Below are 16758 nucleotides of genomic sequence, written 5' to 3'. Positions count from 1 at the left end.
GCATGACTAAGAAGAGGGAGCCACGCCGATGACCACCACCGCCATGCTGCGCGCCTTCTGCGATGCCGTCGAGCAGCGCAACGGCCGCGCGTTCGCCGATCTCTTCACCGAGGACGGCGTCTATCACGACGTCTTCTACGGCGCCTTCGTCGGCCGCGAGAAGATCGCCGCGATGATCGACGACTGGTTCTATCGCACGGCGACCGATTTCCGCTGGGACATGCACGATCCCGTCACCAACGGCACCACGCTCTACGCGCGCTACGCCTTCAGCTATCGTTCGACCTTGCCGGAGGCGAACGGCGCGCGGGCGATGTTCGAGGGCGTTGCGATCATGACGCTGAAGGACGGCAAGATCGCTGGCTATCACGAGGTCGCCAACACCGCGCCGGCGTTTGTCGATTTGAAATTTGCGCCGGAGCGGATTGCCAAGATCGTCGCCAAGCAGGGCGCGGAGCTGAAGGCGCGGCCGGAGATGACGCGGCATCTGGCGTAGCTGTCATTCCGGGGCGCGCCTCTTGGCGCGAGCCCGGAATCCATTCCACCTCTCGGCTTGCGGCCCGATGGATTCCGGGTCTGCGCCTGACGGCGCATCCCGGAATGACAAAGTGGAGAGACCTCGCGTCTTTACCGCTTCGACGGATTCGCCATCGGCTTGCGCTGAGCCAGTGCGGCGACGGTGGCGGTGCCGATCGGGCCCTGTTCGTCGTAGAGCCAGCATTCGCCGATCGCGACACCGTCGGTGGCGTGATGGTTCACCACATCGAAGCCGATCCAGTTCGTCACCGGCAGGCGGTGCAGATAGATCGTGACGTCGCTGTTGATGTAGCCGAGCCCCTTGTCGCCGGCGTTCGCGAACGGGCTCGCGAAATCGGCGCCAACCGCGACATGGACGAACGGCGTCATCGGCACGCCGGCAACGAGCTCGCGCACCTCGCTCATCCAGAGCCGGCGCGGTCCGAGCGAGCCCATATGGCCGATGATCGGCCGCGTCGTCCATTTGCCGTGCATGCCGAGCCTGGGATCGGTCGGCTTGGGAATGTCTGATGGCTTCGGCACGTCCCAGTTTGGCGGCGACCAGACGTTGCCGTCGGGATTCTGCGTTTTGCGAAGCAACTGGCACGAGGCGCGCGCCATGCTGACGCCGCCGGAGACGAATTCCGCCTCGACCACGCGGATGCGCAGTCCGTCGCGCACCAGCCGCGTCGTCACTTCGATCGGCTTGTCGATGGTCGGCAGCCGAAACATGTCGACGGTGAGCCGCGCCGGCACGAATTCGGGGCCGGAGTGGCGCTCCTCGATGGCGAAGCCGAGCAGGCCGACGATGACGCGTCCGTGCAGCGATTTCGGATCCCACGGGCCATTGGCAACTTCCGTCGGATGGAATGTATCGCCGTCGCGGGTGAAGAAAGGCATATTTGTCATGACGCGCGAGCTTGAAGGAACGCGCGGGGAAATCAAGGGTGGTGGCTCGCGTGGTCAGGGGTGGCGCTTGCTTCCCCACACGCCACTGTCATCGCCCGCGCAGGCGGGCGATCCAGTATTCCAGAGGCAGTAGTGATTGAGCCGATAGGCCGCGGCGTACTGGATTCCCCGCCTTCGCGGGGAATGACACCCAGAGTTAGGAGGCGGCTTGCCACTCCTGACGCACACTTTCATCGCGCTCGGTGCTCATCGCGGCAGACTTCATCGCATCGAACGCGCTGCCCGACATCAACTGCCCCAGCGCCCACACCGCCGCGCCACGCACCAGCGGGCTCTCATCACCCAGCAATCGCCGCGCCTCCTCCGCGAGCGCCACCTCGCTCGAGTTGCCGATCGCGATCAGCACATTGCGCAAGAAGCGGTCACGGCCGATGCGCTTGACCGGCGACTTCGTGAACAGCGCACGAAACGCCGCATCATCGAGCCGCGCCAATTCGGCAAGGCCTGGTGCACGCAGTTCGTCGCGCGCGGCGAGCTTGGCCTCGCGTCCCGCTTGCGCGAACTTGTTCCAGGGGCAGGCGGCAAGGCAATCGTCGCAGCCATAGATGCGGTTGCCGATCGCCTTGCGAAATTCGCGCGGGATCGGTCCCTTGTTCTCGATGGTGAGATAGGAGATGCAGCGACGCGCATCGAGCTTGTAGGGCGCGGGGAATGCCGCGGTCGGGCAGATGTCGAGACAGGCCCGGCACGAGCCGCAATGATCGATCTCGGCCGCGTCGCGCGGCAAGTCGAGCGTGGTGTAGATCGCGCCGAGAAACAGCCATGAGCCGAACTCGCGCGAGACGAGATTGGTGTGCTTGCCCTGCCAGCCCAGATGCGCGGCCTGCGCCAGCGGCTTCTCCATCACCGCGGCGGTATCGACGAACACCTTCACTTCCGACGGTGCGGCCGCGACCAGCCAGCGCGCCAGCGCCTTCAGGCGCTTCTTGATCAAATCGTGATAGTCGTCGCCCTGCGCATAGACCGAGATCGCCGCGCGCGTGCGCTGCTCGAGGATCGCGAGCGGATCGGCGTCGGGACCGTAGTTGACGCCGAGCATGATCACGCTGCGCACGTCGGCCCACAGCCCGCGCGGATCGACGCGGCGCTCCGGCTGCGCTGCGAGCCAGTCCATGTCGCCATGGCCGCCCGAGGCGATGAATTCGAGGAAGTGCTCTCCGGCAGTCTCGATCGAGCCGGGCTCCGTCACGCCGATGCAGTCGAAGCCGAGCGCCTTTGCCTCGGCCGTCAACTTCGTCTTCAGTTCAGACAGATCGGCCGAGCTCAGAAATCCAGGTCCACATAGGTCCGCGACGCCGGCACGCCGGCGAGCCATTCGCTCAGCAGCGGGCGGAACGACGGGCGGGATTTCACCCGCGCGTACCACGCCTTTGCTGCGTCGTCCTCGCTCCATGGCACGTCGCCCAGATAGTCGATCGCCGAGAGATGCGCCGCGGCGGCGAGATCCGCGTAGGTGAGCCGGTCGCCGGCGAGGAAGTTACGCGTCTGCGCCAGCCAGCCGATATAGGCCAGATGATAGCGCACATTCGCCTTGGCCGCGCGCATCACGTCGGCCGAGGGCGCACCGCCGCCGCTGTCCTCGCTCATGAAGCGCTTGTAGATCCGTTCGGTGACGAGAGGGTGCGAGACCTCCTCGAAGAACTTCTCGTTGAACCAGGCCATCAGCCGGCGCACCTCGACGCGCTCGCCAAGCGTCTCCGGCATCAGGCGCTTGGGTCCCATCCCGGCGCCATAGGCCTCGTCGACATATTCGGCGATGATCGCCGCGCCCGGTATCGGCGGCTGTTCCTCGTCCACCAGGACCGGCGTGGTGCCGGCGGCATTGAGCAGCAGGAATGCCTCGCGCCGTTCCCAGCTGCGCTCTTCGACCAGTTTCAGGTCGAGCCCGTATTCGCCCACGATCAGACGGATGAAGCGCGAATGCGGACAGAACGGATGATGAAACAGCGTAAACATGAAGCCTTTGACTATTTGATGGTGCTTAAGAATCCATCAATGTTTGTGCGGCGCCACACTAGTCCTTCAAAACCGCGAAGCAAGACCGTGATGATCGTATTTTGCGATTGCAGCATGGGGACGAATAGGCGAGAAGAACCCCGCTTTTCCAGCGGAAATGGACCGTAAATATGTCAGATGCAATACGGGCAGTGATCCTCGGCATCATCGAGGGTGTGACCGAGTTCCTTCCCGTTTCCTCGACCGGCCACCTGCTGCTTGCGGAGCGATTTTTTCATCTCGGCGAAGGCGCCTTCTGGGATTCGTTTACGGTTCTGATCCAGTTGGGTGCGATCCTCGCGATCGTCGGGCTCTACTTTAGGAAGCTCTGGGATGTCGTGATCGGCTTCTTCACCGGCGACACCTATTCGCGCCGTTTCGTGATCGGCGTGCTGGTGGCGTTCCTGCCGGCTGTCGTGGTCGGCCTCGTCGCCGGCAAATACATCAAGAGCGTGCTGTTCAATCCGTGGGTCGTGTGCTTCACGCTGATCGTCGGCGGAGCCATCCTGCTCTGGGTCGACAAGCTCGACCTCAAGCCGCGCGAGCATGACGCCACCAAGTTTCCGCTGCTGATGTATCTCTATATCGGCATCGCGCAGTGCGTGGCGATGATCCCGGGCGTGTCGCGCTCCGGCGCCAGCATCGTCGCCGCCATGCTGTTGGGTGCGGACAAGCGCGCGGCGGCGGAGTTCTCGTTCTTCCTCGCGATCCCCACCATGATCGGCGCGTTCGCCTACGACTTCTACAAGAACCGCTCCGAGATGACGATGGACCACATGGGCATCGTCGCGATCGGCTTCGTGGTGTCGTTCATCACCGCGGTGATCGTTGTGAAGACGTTTTTGACATACGTCACCCGCCACGGCTTCGTGGTGTTCGCCTGGTGGCGCGTCATCGTCGGCACGCTCGGCCTGATCGCGCTGGCATTGGGACGCTAGGGCGCTGCTGAAGTTTTGAAGCCGGCTCCGGCGAGACTGCGCTCCCTCTCCCGCAGGCGCAGGGGAATCGCATTTGAAAGAGGTTCCTGCGGCCATCCTTCGAGACGCCCGCTTTAGGCGGACTCCTCAGGATGAGGACGGAATGCGTGGCAGCAGTTTCAACGGCACGGCGCTGCTTAGCCTCATCCTGAGGAGACCGCGGAGCGGTCGTCTCGAAGGACGAGGCGCGCAGTCAGGTGTTGCCAAAAGTCATATGCGATAGCCCTGCCCGCAAGCCGGAGAGGTTAACCGGGCCCGCGGCCTAAGCGGGGCTCAAATGCTCATGCGCTGGAACTGCCCGGCGGCGCGGAAGCGCCAGAGATATTGCGGAGCGATCGCTTCCAGCGAATCCGCCGTGATGCCGAGGCCTTCCAGCGTCAGCCCAGCCGCCTTCGCCGCATCCGACACGACATTGTCGCGCTCGAGCAGCGTGACCTGGTCGGGCGTCAGCTTGAACGCGCCCGGCGCGAATTGCAGGAAGTTGGCCTGGAAGCGGGCAAGTCCGAACGGCAGCGGCACCAGCATCGGCTTGCGAGCGGTGATCTCGAGGATGGCCTCGATGATCTCGCGCATGGTCAGCACCTCCGGCCCGCCGAGCTCGTAGGTCGCGCCCGCCTTGGCCTTGCCGTCGACCGCATCCGCGATCGCGGTGGCGACGTCGCCGACATAGACCGGCTGCATCCGGGTCCTCTCGCCGATCAGCGGCAGCACCGGCGACATCCGGGCCAGCGCCGCAAAGCGGTTGGTGAACTGGTCCTCGGGGCCGAACATCACGGAGGGGCGGAAGATCGTGGCCGAGGGCACCGCGGCCAGGACCGCCGCCTCGCCGGCCGCCTTGGCCTTGGCATAGCGCGAGGGCGACTGCGCATCGGCGCCGATCGCCGAGACATGCACCAGGCGGGCCCCTGCGGCGGCCGCCGCCTTGGCGACGGTCTCGGCGCCCTTGGCCTGGACCGCGTCGAAGCTCTGTTTGCCACCCTCGGTGAGGATGCCGACCAAATTGATCACGACATCCGAATCACGCAGCGCCGCCTCGACCGAGGCCGGGTAGCGTAAGTTGGCCTGCACCACATGGACCTGGCCGACCTTGCCGGAGGGCTGGAGGTATCCAGCCAGTTCCGGCCGCCGCACCGCGACCCGGACCCGGTAATCGCGCTTGCACAGCGCCCGGACGACATTCCGGCCCAAAAACCCCGATCCGCCGAAAACCGTGACGAGAGTTTCCAGATTCGATGCCATGGGGATCTATTCCTGAGGGAGAGTGCGCCTGACGAGGCTTGTATCGGGCCGGTTTGCGATGCGCAATCCGCATCCCTACTCATGATTTGACAAGCGCGTCACCGAACCTTAGTAACCGCCTCCGTGCCCCAAACCGGCATGCCCAGGTGGTGGAATTGGTAGACGCGCTGGCTTCAGGTGCCAGTGGCTTAACGGCCGTGAAGGTTCGAGTCCTTTCCTGGGCACCATACAATTCTGGATCTTAAACAAATCCAGATAGATAAGCCCTTTCAGAGTGTTGCGTTGGCCCCAACTGTGTAACAATGGGGTGTAACATTGCTGTTCAGGGTTGTTCGGCCGATGCGCCGGGACGGGTCTCGCTTTCCTTTTTTCGCGCAGCGCATTCCGGCTGATGTCCGACGCAAAGCGGGCGGTCTCGAACTCGCGATACCGCTTGGCGATAGCTTCGTTTTCGTGACGCCTAGCGAGGGCGCCCAGGCCGTCCGGTTCTCTCTTCGCACCACCGAGCCTAGTGAAGCTAAGAGGCGTCACGCGCTTGCGGCGGCCTGCCTAGCGACAGTGTGGGAGGCGCTCCGCAATGACACCCCTGTGCATCTCACCCACCGGCAGGCGACGGCCTTGGCAGGCGAACTCTATCGCGTTTGGGCGGACAGCGAGAGCCGCGCCCAGAGTGTCGCCATGGTGCACACGCCCGGAGTGGGGTGGGCGCCAGACACTGAGAGCCAGGACGAGCAGGAATCACATTGGGCGGCCGTCATAGCGATGTGGGAGAGGGTTGGCGAGGATGGCGACCCCAAGAAATTGGAGAAGCCGCTCGGCGCCATCGTGGACCGCCTCTTACTAACCAAGGGCATCCGCCACGTGGATAGCGAATCGCGCGTTATGTTGCTCGTCGCGTTTTGGATGGCGTTGCGGGACGCCTTCGTCAGCCGCCAGCGGAACGCGGGTGGGAACTACGCACCCGACCCCAAGGCCGCTCGCTTTCCCGAGTGGCAGGCCCCGGCAGAAGCGAAGGAAAAGCCAAAGCGAGGCACCTCCAAGAACCCCCTCACCGGACTAGTCGAAGATTGGTGGAAGGAAGCCAAGCGGGCTGGCCGCAAGCAGAGCACCTATGAGAGCTATCGCAATTCGATCGCCCGCCTCGTGACGTTCCTGAAGCATGACACAGCGAGCCGCGTCACGCCCGAGGATATCGTTCGCTTCAAGGACTACCGCGTGCAGAGCGGCGTGAGCCCGAAGACCGTGAAGGATAGCGACCTCGCAGGGATGAAGACGGTATTCGGCTGGGCGGTGATCAATCGCCGGCTCCCGAGCAATCCGGCCGAAGGAATCACCATCAAGGTAGGCAAGTCGCGCAAGCTCCGGTCCAAGGGGTTCTATGATTCGGAGGCCCTCGCCATCCTGAAGCATGCCCGCGAGTTCGTGCCCGGCCGGGAAGCCCCGAAGCTGGCGGCGGCCAAGCGGTGGGTGCCGTGGCTGTGTGCCTTCACGGGCGCTCGCGTGGGTGAGATGATCCAAATTCGGAAGGAGGACTTGCGGCGCGAAGGCAGGCTCTGGGTGCTGCATGTGACGCCGGAGGCGGGACCGGTGAAGACGGATGAAGCGCGGGATGTTGTGCTCCATCGGCAAGTTATCGAGGAAGGCTTCTTGGCGTTCTTTGAGAAGTCGAGGGGCGGCTATCTGTTCATTGATCCAAAGGCCGGCGAGTTAGGTGTGCGCAACGCGGTGAAGACGGTGCGTAACAAGGTCAATGAGTTCGTGCGCGAAGTGGTGAAGGATAAGAACGTTGATCCAAGTCACGGCTGGCGCCATCGCTTCAAGACTGTCGGTATCGATCAGGACGTTGATATGCGCGTACTGGATGCCATTCAGGGGCATGCGCCGCGCAATGTTTCGGAGGGCTACGGAGACGTGACTATTAAGGCGAAGGCGAACGCCATCGCGAAATTTCCATCCATCGACGTTGCGTAAAGGCGGCCCATTTTCGGGAGTATCTCACAAGATCGGTGAAATGCACGCGAATCGATGTTAGTAGTTCGTCTACTACCGAGAGTTTAGCGGGGGCATCATTTGCTGTCGGGAATGAATTCCGAGTTTCTGTCGAGTTGCATTCACGGCAGAGACCTTCTCAACGACGATTGCGTAGCGGGCCACTACGACGCGGATGAACTTGCGAGGCGGGCAACGACTGTCGTCCAATACGGTTTCGCCGCCCTTAAACTTGAGCAAATCCTTATTAAGCGAAAAGCCGCGCAGTGCGTTCGAACGACGCCGCACGCCGTGGTTCTGCGGGGGCTGAACAAGCTGATTCGGCAGGCAACGCAGATTCGTCCCTCCGATCGAGATACGATTATTCGAAGGCTAACCACTGTGCTGCAAGAGGGGGTCCCTCACCGAGTCTACAAGTTCGACATTAAGGCGTTCTTCGAAAGTGTGGATACCAAGCGTCTATTCGAACAGGTAGGAAATATCCCGTCCCTGCCAAGAAACGCTACGATTGTTCTCTTGAACTACCTGAACGAACTGAAGTCACGAGGCATCGTAGGTTTGCCACGAGGCGTTCCTCTCAGTGCAACGCTGTCTGAATTTGCGTTGCAGCCGTTTGATCGTGAACTATCTCTCCTGCCAGAGATATATTTTCATGCCCGATATGTGGACGATATTATCGTTGTCACAAGCGCTCGTGAAAATCCTCGCGAATTCGCACGCAAGATAAGAAGACTCTTGACGCCCTTGGGGCTCGAACTGAACCATCAGAAGACCAAGACGATAGATATTCCCGTCCAACAGAAGTCGGATGGAAAAGCCATCTTGGGGCGTTTCGACTATCTGGGATACGCTTTCTCAATACATGAAAGCACCCGGGATGGTGACAGAAGACTCTTCCGAGACGTTGAGGTAACGATCGCGAGTACCAAGATCGCCCGGCTGAAGGCTCGACTTTGCTGCTCCATTGCGGTGTTTCTGGGAGACGGAGACGTCGGGAAATTTGAGCGTAGATTGCAGCTTCTTACTGGAAATTATAACGTCAGGGATTTCGTGAAGAATCGTTCGCGCAACACCGGGCTTTACTGCAACTATAGGCGTGTAAACTCTCACGCCGCGCTGACCGACCTAGACACGTTCCTTCGATCAGTCCTGGTGGGTAGTCGCAGTCGTTTGTCCAAGCGGCTTTCCGCAAAGATTTCTATCGGGGTGAGAAGGTCTTTCTTGAAGTTTAGCTTCGAGCGAAGCTTTCGGCAGCGGACCTTTTACAACTTCTCAGCGGCCGAACTGGCAGACCTACGACGGTGCTGGCGCGATGGCTAGTTCCGGCATAAGGCGAGGGAATATCGATAGAAGCAACGCCGATCGCGCGGTCCTCACGGATACCGCGCCTATGGATGTCCCAATCGTCTTCTCAAACGACGGCTTTCACACAAATCTTCGAAGGACGTCGGATGCGCCGGGACTAAAGCGCATTGTCGAGTCGCTGATAACTTCGAATCCTGAGCACTATACGGTCCCCTATAGGTATCGCATTAGGCTATCGACAACGGCGAGCCGTCAGTTGAGCCTGGCCCATCCGGCGGCGCAGAAAGAGGCATGCGGCTTTTATCAAAAGTATGGACATCTACTTCCGTATTTTTGTCGTCACGCCGAAGTGTCTCTACGTCGCGCAGCAAAAGTAGGCAGCTCCGTCTTTTATCTGACGCGGAGTGCCGAGTCGAAGAGATACAAAGGAGCTGCTATCGATATGCTCCTTCACGACGAATCTGTTCGGAATCCCGGTTCGTATTTTGCTTATGCGGGATATGATCGCTTTTACAAATTCTTTAATTCGCAAGAGTTCTTGGGCCTTGAGAAGACGTTTTCGATGATGCGCCTCACGGACGTATCGAAATGCTTTTCGTCTATCTACAGCCATACGCTTGCTTGGGCAGTTAAGGACATCCAACACGGCAAGGAGCATCCGCTTGCCGTGTCATTTGCAAACGACTTTGATTCTTTGATGCAGTATTCAAACTATAATGAAACCAATGGCATCCCCGTCGGCGCGGAGGCGTCAAGAATTTTTGCTGAGATTATCCTGCAATCCGTTGATGTGGCCGTGCTTAAGAGAGCAAAGCGCGCAGGCCTGGTGCATGGCTCGGATTTTGCGATACGCAGGTATATCGACGACTACGCAATATTCGCCAATACGACCGAGACTCTGGACGTAGTTCAACGGGCCGTTTCGGACGGTCTATTGATGTTTAACTTACACCTCAACGAGGCCAAGACGCACACGATCGCCCGGCCACTGCAAACGCGAAGATCGCAGATCATATCGGGCGCTTCGCCGGCATTGCACAAGTTTCGAGAGTCGATTTCCGAAATCGATCAGAGCTCTCGCCTGCACAAACCGCGGAGAGTGCGGGAGCCGGAGTCGGTGGTGCGAACATTTGTCAATGACATCAAGGTGGCGAGCACGAACGGTGGCGCTGGTTACGAAGATGTCAGTCCTTACATAATCGGGTCGATTACTAGCACGCTGGAGATCTTGATAGCGGGCTTTCCATCTGCGCCCGCAGAGGTCCGAAAGGACGCTGAACTTTATGCCAAGGCGTTCGATACACTGCTCTCTGCGCTATTCTATTTCTTCACGGTGCACGCGACTGTCACCGCGTCGTATCAAGTGGCTAAGGCGACCATTCTCTCGGTTCGATTCTTCAAGGACAACTTAACGGCTGCGGCTGAGCACATTTTCGAAAGGGTCCGAACTCTCATTCAGGAAGTGGTTACGAACCCAAGCTTGCTGAGTGTCGCGATGACGGAGTGCGTCCCAATCGAAATGCTGAACATCATCTTGGCCTCGACAGCGCTTCCCGAGGCATACAAAACGAACGTCCATGACATACGTAGGCGGGTAATCGACGACGAGAACGCTGACTATTTTTCGATCGTGTCGTTGCTGTTCTATTTTGGTTCGTCTGATCCAGACTTCATCGACGAGGTTGAAGATAAACTTGGTAAGCAGTTTCTGCCAAAAGCTATGCCGAGAAAGGTATCGCATGACGCGCACCTTCTCCTCGACTTGATTGCCTGTCCATTCTTGTCGAAACAGTTCAGGCGCGAGTGCGCACATGTCCTGCTGAAGGGCCTTGAGATATCAACTGCGCATTATTCGAACGTGCTAGTCGCCGAAATCGAGCGTTTCCCGTGGTTCGTTAACTGGCGGGAGATTGATCTGTTGAATCATCTTAGAAAGAAGGAGTTGAGGGCGGTCTATTAAGCGGCTAGTTTGCTCCGGGGAGTCGTTCAAGACAGCTACCGGCGGAGTTTCTCCGCTGCCACGTAAGGGTCGACGTCAGTTGGGTTAATTACCCGGCTGCATAGTTCCATGCGGGCGGGCGAAAGCTCGCACACACTTGATGCTTGAGGGCGGCTCCCTGCTCCGCCTAACTAGTCGCCCTTATCGGGAGTTGCCTAGCGGCATCGCAAGTTACACCGCGATAGCGTCAGTGTAGTTAGACGACAGCGGAAGATTGGTTCTGGTGATACCGTTAAGTACGCCTAGCTCGAGATCGAGGGGGAGCACCCAAAGTCTAAGGTTTTTAGTGAAATCAAAGTGAGGAAGCGGCGTCGAAAATTCCGAGACCTTCGGATAGATGAGAACTAATTCACCCGTTTGCTGGTCGTGTAGATACTTATTGCCGTAAGCAAACAATTGGTAAAAATCAGACTGTTGAAGATTGTAGCTGTCCGCTCGATTGGCAGCGTCAAGCTGCTTCCACTTGGCATCGAGAATCCAATTTTTGCCGGCGTGCGAGACTAAAAAGTCCGGCTCCAAACGGAATATCTTGCCGCCGTCATGCTCGCATAGATGATGGAGGCGCGATCCAAGCTTGAGGGAGGCATCTCGGCGGAGCATCTTCCGAAGGCAAGCGGCCACATAGCGCTCGTAGAGCTTCTCCATTGGAAATAACAGGCTAATGCCCTGCCATTCGTGAGAGAGTGCGATCGGCATCTGCTTCCGCAAGATCAATTCACACCAGGGCTTGATGGCCTGATAACGGGCTTGCAGCCGGTCGTCTCGCCATTGATCGAGGTCAAGCCCGATATCAGTGCTGGCGGGGATCTGCTGTAACAGGCTGCGAAGTTCGTGAGCGAGTCGCCAGTTCCGAGCGTCTTGGGTCGATTTGCATGTGGCTTCCAACGCCGACTTTAACAGCCGATTCTCCGGCATGTCTGCCAGGAAGATGTCGTGGCGAATCTGAAAGTGATGTCGACGGCTAGGTGGCTGACGGATTTGCTTCGCCACATCAAGCTGGCCACGCAGGAAGACTTGCTCCTCCTCGACTCTCTGGTAATCGAACCTTATGCCGCGCTTAACTAGATCATCAAGTAAGAGGAGAAATTTCCCGATGAGCCATTCGCTGAGCGGCGCATCGAACAGCTGCAAGTCCGCCTGCCCGGCCTCTCTGACCGGCAAATCAAGCGAACTCTGAATCATCTTGCGCAATAGCGCTCGACTTCGCGCAATGCTGTCCCGCCCATTATAATGTTTGGGCAGAATCTCCAAGCGAGTGCCGCACGGAGTTTCTAGGACCCCCACATAGTTGTCCAACCGGAGCCATCGTCGGTTCTCAAGATGGCATAGCGCGGCGCCTGACTTGCTAAATCGCGACATGAGATCACATAGCCAATCGAACGCCGATGGGGTGATGCACGCGCAATCAAGAGAAGGCGTTTCTACAGCATCAGCCGTAAGCCTAGCGTACTCTCGGACAACGATTGTATGCGTCACGTAGCACCAGTACTTAGTGCTTTGATGACAGCATTTCCGAGCGCACGGGTATTGAATTCGGTTCCGGTTGAATGATGAATGTTCAGGCCTAATTCAGAGGCTAGCTCCCGCAGGGTTGCCTTAGCCTCTGGGAGGCGGGCACCGTTTTCCCAAACCTGTATCGAACCCGTCAACATTCTTCGTATGACCAGATTGCCTTTCCGCGCTTCGGCTTCCGACTCTAGTGACGCAGTCTGCCGCTGATGATCGATAACACCGAGATAGGCTTCTACCAGCTTGAAGGCTTCTGAGTTGATCTGCCATCGGGTCCTTTGATGCGAGAGGGTAATCCCGTCGCCGAATAGCGCATCCAAATCGCCGCCGACCTCAGTCACGAATCGATGCTTAGGGGCTTTGCGGTGGTCATTGAACACCCATTGGATTCTCGTCCAATCCTCGAAGAAATATTCCTCCAGCAAGGGACAAATTTGTTGGCTGAAGATTTTGGAAAGCCTTTCCACTGTGGAGTCGTTGCGTAGTGGAAGGAAATAAGCATGGCCAATTCGATGGTCGCGATCGAGAAGCACTTCGATCCGCTGGTTCATCGTCTCGAGAAGTTCTTCAATATCGATCCCGGATACCTCGATACCCTCAAGCTGGCCGGAGTCAGGCGCCATTTCGACGAACGAAAAGCGACGCCTCAAAGCGATGTCCAGTCCCGTGAGCGACCGGTCTGCGGTGTTCATTGTCGCAATCAAGTATACGTTTTCCGGGACGCTGAAACGCGTCTTCGAGTAAGGCAGAACTACTTCAAGCGCTTCCGGCGCACCCTTCCGCTTGGACGGCTCTATCAGAGTTATCAGTTCGCCGAAGATACGTGAAACATTGCCTCGATTGATTTCATCAATGATAAGTACCTTGGCTGAGGGCTTCTGCGCCGGCTGGGGGGCGCTTGCTAAATAACGTTCGACTAGCCGCGGGAAGATGTTGTTGTATCCGTTGATCAGGCTAGGCTCCAATTTCGAATCTTGAAGCTTTTCGAACACGTGCTTGTCGCGGATATCGTCGAGCGTGAGTTCACCATTTCTCACATGCTCGGCCAACGCCTTGATGATGCTGAGGCCGATCGGAAGGCTGTTCCCATTTGGCTTTTCCAATTCGATCAGATCACTTGAAATATGAACGACCGAATAGCCGGTGCCAAAGCGATCGCCAACCTTGAAAGGTAGCGCTGATTCCGTCGGTGGAGATCCGAGAAGAGCACGGAGCTTTTGCTTGTCGATTGCACTCTCTCTCAGTTCATAGAGTGTCATCTGGCTGAACTGATTGTTCATCAGCTGGTCGAAAGGAAGGGCAGGCTTATAAACCCGCAGCCATTTTACGGGCCTATACTGTCCGTAAGAGTCACTTTGCTCCTCGCGTTCGACTCTTCGATAGGGACCGACGACCTCGCCGATGGCGCGAAACTTCATATTCCCTTCACTGACGATCAATAAATCGCCTTCCTTTACCTTGAACAGGAATGTGTTCACGGCCGACACGGGATACGAATCGCGCGTGACGGACTCGTTTCTCTCAACGAAACGTTTGAATACGTCGTCCCGGTCTTTGCAGTCCCCGAAGTCGGTCGAGCCGCCGTAACCCAGAAGCGCGCAATTGTTCTCAATGCACTCTTCAAAGATGTAGGCATCATCGCCAAGTGAGTTGCCAAGCGACATTTTCCAAATACGGCGCCCCGCGAGTTCGATTGTTGCCTCTTCCCGTTGGGTCACGCGGGCGAGGGCGGCCGTACACAGGCTTTTAAAGATGCCATCGACAACTTCATAGCGGAGTTGGCCGTCGTCGCTCGTTTCGGCTCGGAGGCCTTCAACGAAGTCTTCGTAGCTAAAACTTTGATGAAAGGTTACGAAGCGGATATCGCCCGCCGCTGCTAGCTCGTCGAACCGGCTCTTCAGCACATCACGTTTCTCCGAATGTTCGGAAAGAAGATCCGGGTCGAGGATTTCAAGCGCTGCGTCGATTGTCGCGAAGGTTTTGCCCGTCCCTGGCGGGCCAAAGAAAATCCGGTTCAGGTCAGGCATCATCGTGTGGGGCTCTATCGTCCGAATTAGATTCGTGGGCGCAGGTGTCCCGCGGGTTTCAAACGTTAGTAAGTAAAGATCGGGTGCTGAATCGGCGGCGTTGATAACGGCGCAATCGCCAGCTTCGAGCCCTAGTTCCTTGAAGAGCGAACCGAGGCGTGCTTGCAGGCGACCGTACCTTCCCAAGATGCAGGTGCGGAGGAGTCGTCCTCCCGGAAGCTCAAGGCTAAACCGTTCTTCGCTCTTGCCGGCATTATCCGCAACGAACCGAGCGGGAAACAAACTCTGCCGCGGCGGTATCGATATGTAGCCGTTGTTAAGGGCGCCCCTTGTCAGTTCGATCTTTAGAGCCTGCTCAGAGTGCGCCATGCAGCGCTCCATCCTGTCCGGTAATCATCGACGTGCTGAAGCCCTTCCCATGAGTGTGATTCGGCCATTTAAACGATAGAAGCGCTAGATGTACTTTTGGCGCATGCGGCTTATCCGCGAGCAGCCTTCGGTTAATACGTCGAATGATTTGGAATCTGGTTGCTTGCAGTGTGCATGTCTCGGACGGAAGCTCAAAAGAACTGACAATGCCTTCGGCCGTTCGCCGACGCGACTCGTCTAATGGCGGAAGCCGGCTATTCCTTCGGGTCCGCCACAGAAAGCAAGTTCAGGCTTTTATTGGGCGGCCCTTCTTCCGCGTCGAAGCTATTTCGAAAATCCGGGAAGATATCTCCCTAGCGATCACGAAGCGCTCGCTTTGCTGAATGACCAGCTTGTTCTGGTTCACTACTTTCGAATTCGATTGTACTTTTGTTTTGAGGCGAGGGCGCAGCAGGGAGGCAGCGATCGACGAAACTTCCGGAAGCTGCGGGTTGAAAAAAACTGCTGCAATTCGCGGAGAAATTGGAAAATAGGCAGCAACTCCCGGCTTCGTGCCAAGGTCTTCGCCAAGAATCGGCGCATCATCTGAATCCGCTATATCGAAGCAGGGCCAGTCTGAAGTGATGTAGTCCTGACCGGAGGAAACACACAGCAAGATCATTAACTTCTGAAAGGCGTCTTCAAGGTACGCTACGCCACTCTCGACGAACCTACCGGGATTCAATTCCATCTCTTTAACAGAATCAGGAATGCCGCTCGGTTGGAGCTCGAATCGCTTGTGATCTATTGCTCCAGGAACACGGAAATATTGATGGGCGGCGAAACGGCGAATGATTTGAATCTCGTCATTCGTGAGATCGGATTTCAATCGATCCGCAATTTTGCCTGGATCTGCATCGTCGAATGAACGGATTGTATTAAAGACGACAGCCGCGTCAGTCTCCATTTTGCCAAGGATATCCTCGATCCGGTTGTCGGGAGCTGCCGCGTCCTCCTCGTAATAGTACTCCTCCCACAAGATATTCTTTGGGTTCCTTTGTTCTACAGTGTCGTCAGCAAGATCATGAACAATGACCTTGCCGTTCGTATTCTCCCACTGAGCCAAATAGAATCTCGGGACGAAGTGTTGTCTTCTCGTGATCTGACTTTTCATGTTTCCCCAGCCGGCACCCGTGCATCTCTAACCAACGCACCGAGGACGTACTATTCGTAAAGCATGAACTAGAAAAATGAAAGCAATTGACAATGTCTAGTTGTAGGTCGGCGCCCCAACTTCCGACCAGGGTGACAAGCGGCCTCGCCACATTGCGGGAGGAAGTCTGCTCTTCTCTCGCAAACCGAAATCGATCCAGCTCCTAGCGCGTGTTGGCATATTCGGTTGCTGCCGCCTTGCAGGCCGCTATCTTTGAGCAGGCCAGCACGGCGCCGTCCCGCAGGGCATTCTCATACGAATCGTCTTTGTGGTTCGCGTGAAGATAGGCCCCGAGCAGCGCAGCAGCGACCAAGATCACGACGTAACGGGCCCGCTCCAAAGTTAACCGCGCCTTAGGGTCCCTCTCGATGCGGGTGACCGTTACCAAGAAGATGGCCGGCGTGCTGACGAGAAGGATGGCGACCCGAGTGCTGCCCGACTCGATATCCAGCCGGTTGAGAACCTGATGTTCGAGCCAGAGGCAAAGCGCGATGAAACCCCAGACGGTAGCCCAGTAGCTGGCTAAATCGAAGAGAACCTTGATGGGGTCGTCCTCGTGCGACTTTGGGGTGGTGCTCTCGGTAGCGGTCATTCCTGCACTCCTCAGTGGTGGCCGGCATAATGTAGACGATAGTCATCATCGCTCAACGGGAAAATGGGACTCATAGTCCG

Annotated in this window: 13 protein-coding genes and 1 tRNA gene; 6 read left to right on the top strand and 8 right to left on the bottom strand. The window is 57.9% G+C overall.

Going from position 1 to position 16758, the window contains the following annotated elements; genetic code table 11:
- Positions 1-28 precede the first annotated feature (28 nt).
- Positions 29-496 (top strand): nuclear transport factor 2 family protein, encoded by a 468-nt coding sequence (locus XI08_RS22945; protein WP_271576066.1) that lies wholly within the window; start codon positions 29-31, stop codon positions 494-496.
- Positions 497-627: 131 nt separating this feature from the next.
- Here XI08_RS22945 and XI08_RS22940 read toward each other — a convergent pair whose 3' ends face one another.
- The 3 genes from XI08_RS22940 to XI08_RS22930 form a co-directional block, all read right to left on the bottom strand.
- Positions 628-1425, bottom strand: a complete 798-nt coding sequence (locus XI08_RS22940) for an acyl-CoA thioesterase domain-containing protein (protein WP_271576065.1) — start codon at positions 1423-1425, stop codon at positions 628-630.
- 196 nt (positions 1426-1621) lie between these two features.
- Positions 1622-2800, bottom strand: a complete 1179-nt coding sequence (gene queG, locus XI08_RS22935) for a tRNA epoxyqueuosine(34) reductase QueG (RefSeq protein ID WP_271576064.1) — start codon at positions 2798-2800, stop codon at positions 1622-1624.
- The gene (locus XI08_RS22930; RefSeq protein WP_027543725.1) at positions 2749-3441 is read right to left on the bottom strand and encodes a glutathione S-transferase family protein; all 693 of its coding nucleotides are present in this window, start codon (positions 3439-3441) and stop codon (positions 2749-2751) included. The genes queG and XI08_RS22930 overlap by 52 nt, the downstream gene beginning before the upstream one ends.
- Positions 3442-3611: 170 nt before the next feature.
- Here XI08_RS22930 and XI08_RS22925 point away from each other — a divergent pair, with 170 nt between their 5' ends.
- Positions 3612-4418, top strand: coding sequence for an undecaprenyl-diphosphate phosphatase (locus XI08_RS22925; RefSeq protein ID WP_271576063.1), 807 nt, complete (start codon positions 3612-3614; stop codon positions 4416-4418).
- Positions 4419-4730: 312 nt separating this feature from the next.
- Here the strand turns inward: XI08_RS22925 and XI08_RS22920 are convergent, their stop codons facing one another.
- Positions 4731-5696: a complex I NDUFA9 subunit family protein gene (locus tag XI08_RS22920; RefSeq protein WP_271576062.1), complete on the bottom strand. Its 966-nt coding sequence runs from the start codon at positions 5694-5696 to the stop codon at positions 4731-4733.
- A 140-nt stretch (positions 5697-5836) separates the two neighbouring features.
- On the opposite strand from XI08_RS22920, the gene XI08_RS22915 reads away from it, so the two are divergent.
- The 4 genes from XI08_RS22915 to drt3b all read left to right on the top strand — a co-directional run bounded on the left by XI08_RS22915 (position 5837) and on the right by drt3b (position 10950).
- Positions 5837-5923: transfer RNA gene (locus XI08_RS22915), tRNA-Leu, on the top strand.
- A gap of 112 nt (positions 5924-6035) precedes the next feature.
- Complete coding sequence (locus tag XI08_RS22910) at positions 6036-7667, top strand: tyrosine-type recombinase/integrase (protein ID WP_333927988.1); 1632 nt, start codon at positions 6036-6038, stop codon at positions 7665-7667.
- A gap of 111 nt (positions 7668-7778) precedes the next feature.
- Complete coding sequence (drt3a, locus tag XI08_RS22905) at positions 7779-9005, top strand: antiviral reverse transcriptase Drt3a (protein ID WP_271576060.1); 1227 nt, start codon at positions 7779-7781, stop codon at positions 9003-9005.
- Entirely contained in the window at positions 8998-10950 is a 1953-nt protein-coding gene (gene drt3b / locus XI08_RS22900; RefSeq protein ID WP_333927979.1) for an antiviral reverse transcriptase Drt3b, read from the top strand. The genes drt3a and drt3b overlap by 8 nt, the downstream gene beginning before the upstream one ends.
- Positions 10951-11160: 210 nt before the next feature.
- On the opposite strand, the gene XI08_RS22895 is transcribed toward drt3b, so the two are convergent.
- From XI08_RS22895 to XI08_RS22880, 4 genes are all read right to left on the bottom strand, one after another.
- On the bottom strand, positions 11161-12348 hold the full coding sequence (locus tag XI08_RS22895; protein WP_271576058.1) for an McrC family protein: 1188 nt from the start codon (positions 12346-12348) through the stop codon (positions 11161-11163).
- Positions 12349-12461: 113 nt separating this feature from the next.
- Positions 12462-14894, bottom strand: coding sequence for an AAA family ATPase (locus tag XI08_RS22890; protein ID WP_271576057.1), 2433 nt, complete (start codon positions 14892-14894; stop codon positions 12462-12464).
- 286 nt (positions 14895-15180) lie between these two features.
- Positions 15181-16047 (bottom strand): DUF4238 domain-containing protein, encoded by an 867-nt coding sequence (locus tag XI08_RS22885; protein WP_271576056.1) that lies wholly within the window; start codon positions 16045-16047, stop codon positions 15181-15183.
- Positions 16048-16249: 202 nt separating this feature from the next.
- A complete protein-coding gene (locus XI08_RS22880; protein ID WP_271576055.1) occupies positions 16250-16678 on the bottom strand; it encodes a hypothetical protein in 429 nt (142 codons plus the stop codon).
- Positions 16679-16758: the final 80 nt, after the last annotated feature.

Source organism: Bradyrhizobium sp. CCBAU 11361, assembly GCF_028128935.1.
In the GTDB taxonomy this organism is placed as follows: domain Bacteria; phylum Pseudomonadota; class Alphaproteobacteria; order Rhizobiales; family Xanthobacteraceae; genus Bradyrhizobium; species Bradyrhizobium niftali.
The sequence above is the reverse complement of the archived record's forward strand: the minus strand, read 5'-3'. Positions and strand labels throughout refer to the sequence as shown.

Coding starts and splice junctions, on each gene's coding strand:
- XI08_RS22945 (WP_271576066.1), top strand. CDS start 29: ATGACCACCACCGCCATGCTGCGCGCCTTCTGCGATGCCGTCGAGCAG.
- XI08_RS22940 (WP_271576065.1), bottom strand. CDS start 1,425: ATGACAAATATGCCTTTCTTCACCCGCGACGGCGATACATTCCATCCG.
- queG (WP_271576064.1), bottom strand. CDS start 2,800: ATGGCTCGCCGGCGTGCCGGCGTCGCGGACCTATGTGGACCTGGATTT.
- XI08_RS22930 (WP_027543725.1), bottom strand. CDS start 3,441: ATGTTTACGCTGTTTCATCATCCGTTCTGTCCGCATTCGCGCTTCATC.
- XI08_RS22925 (WP_271576063.1), top strand. CDS start 3,612: ATGTCAGATGCAATACGGGCAGTGATCCTCGGCATCATCGAGGGTGTG.
- XI08_RS22920 (WP_271576062.1), bottom strand. CDS start 5,696: ATGGCATCGAATCTGGAAACTCTCGTCACGGTTTTCGGCGGATCGGGG.
- XI08_RS22910 (WP_333927988.1), top strand. CDS start 6,036: ATGCGCCGGGACGGGTCTCGCTTTCCTTTTTTCGCGCAGCGCATTCCG.
- drt3a (WP_271576060.1), top strand. CDS start 7,779: ATGAATTCCGAGTTTCTGTCGAGTTGCATTCACGGCAGAGACCTTCTC.
- drt3b (WP_333927979.1), top strand. CDS start 8,998: ATGGCTAGTTCCGGCATAAGGCGAGGGAATATCGATAGAAGCAACGCC.
- XI08_RS22895 (WP_271576058.1), bottom strand. CDS start 12,348: ATGTCGCGATTTAGCAAGTCAGGCGCCGCGCTATGCCATCTTGAGAAC.
- XI08_RS22890 (WP_271576057.1), bottom strand. CDS start 14,894: ATGGCGCACTCTGAGCAGGCTCTAAAGATCGAACTGACAAGGGGCGCC.
- XI08_RS22885 (WP_271576056.1), bottom strand. CDS start 16,047: ATGAAAAGTCAGATCACGAGAAGACAACACTTCGTCCCGAGATTCTAT.
- XI08_RS22880 (WP_271576055.1), bottom strand. CDS start 16,678: ATGACCGCTACCGAGAGCACCACCCCAAAGTCGCACGAGGACGACCCC.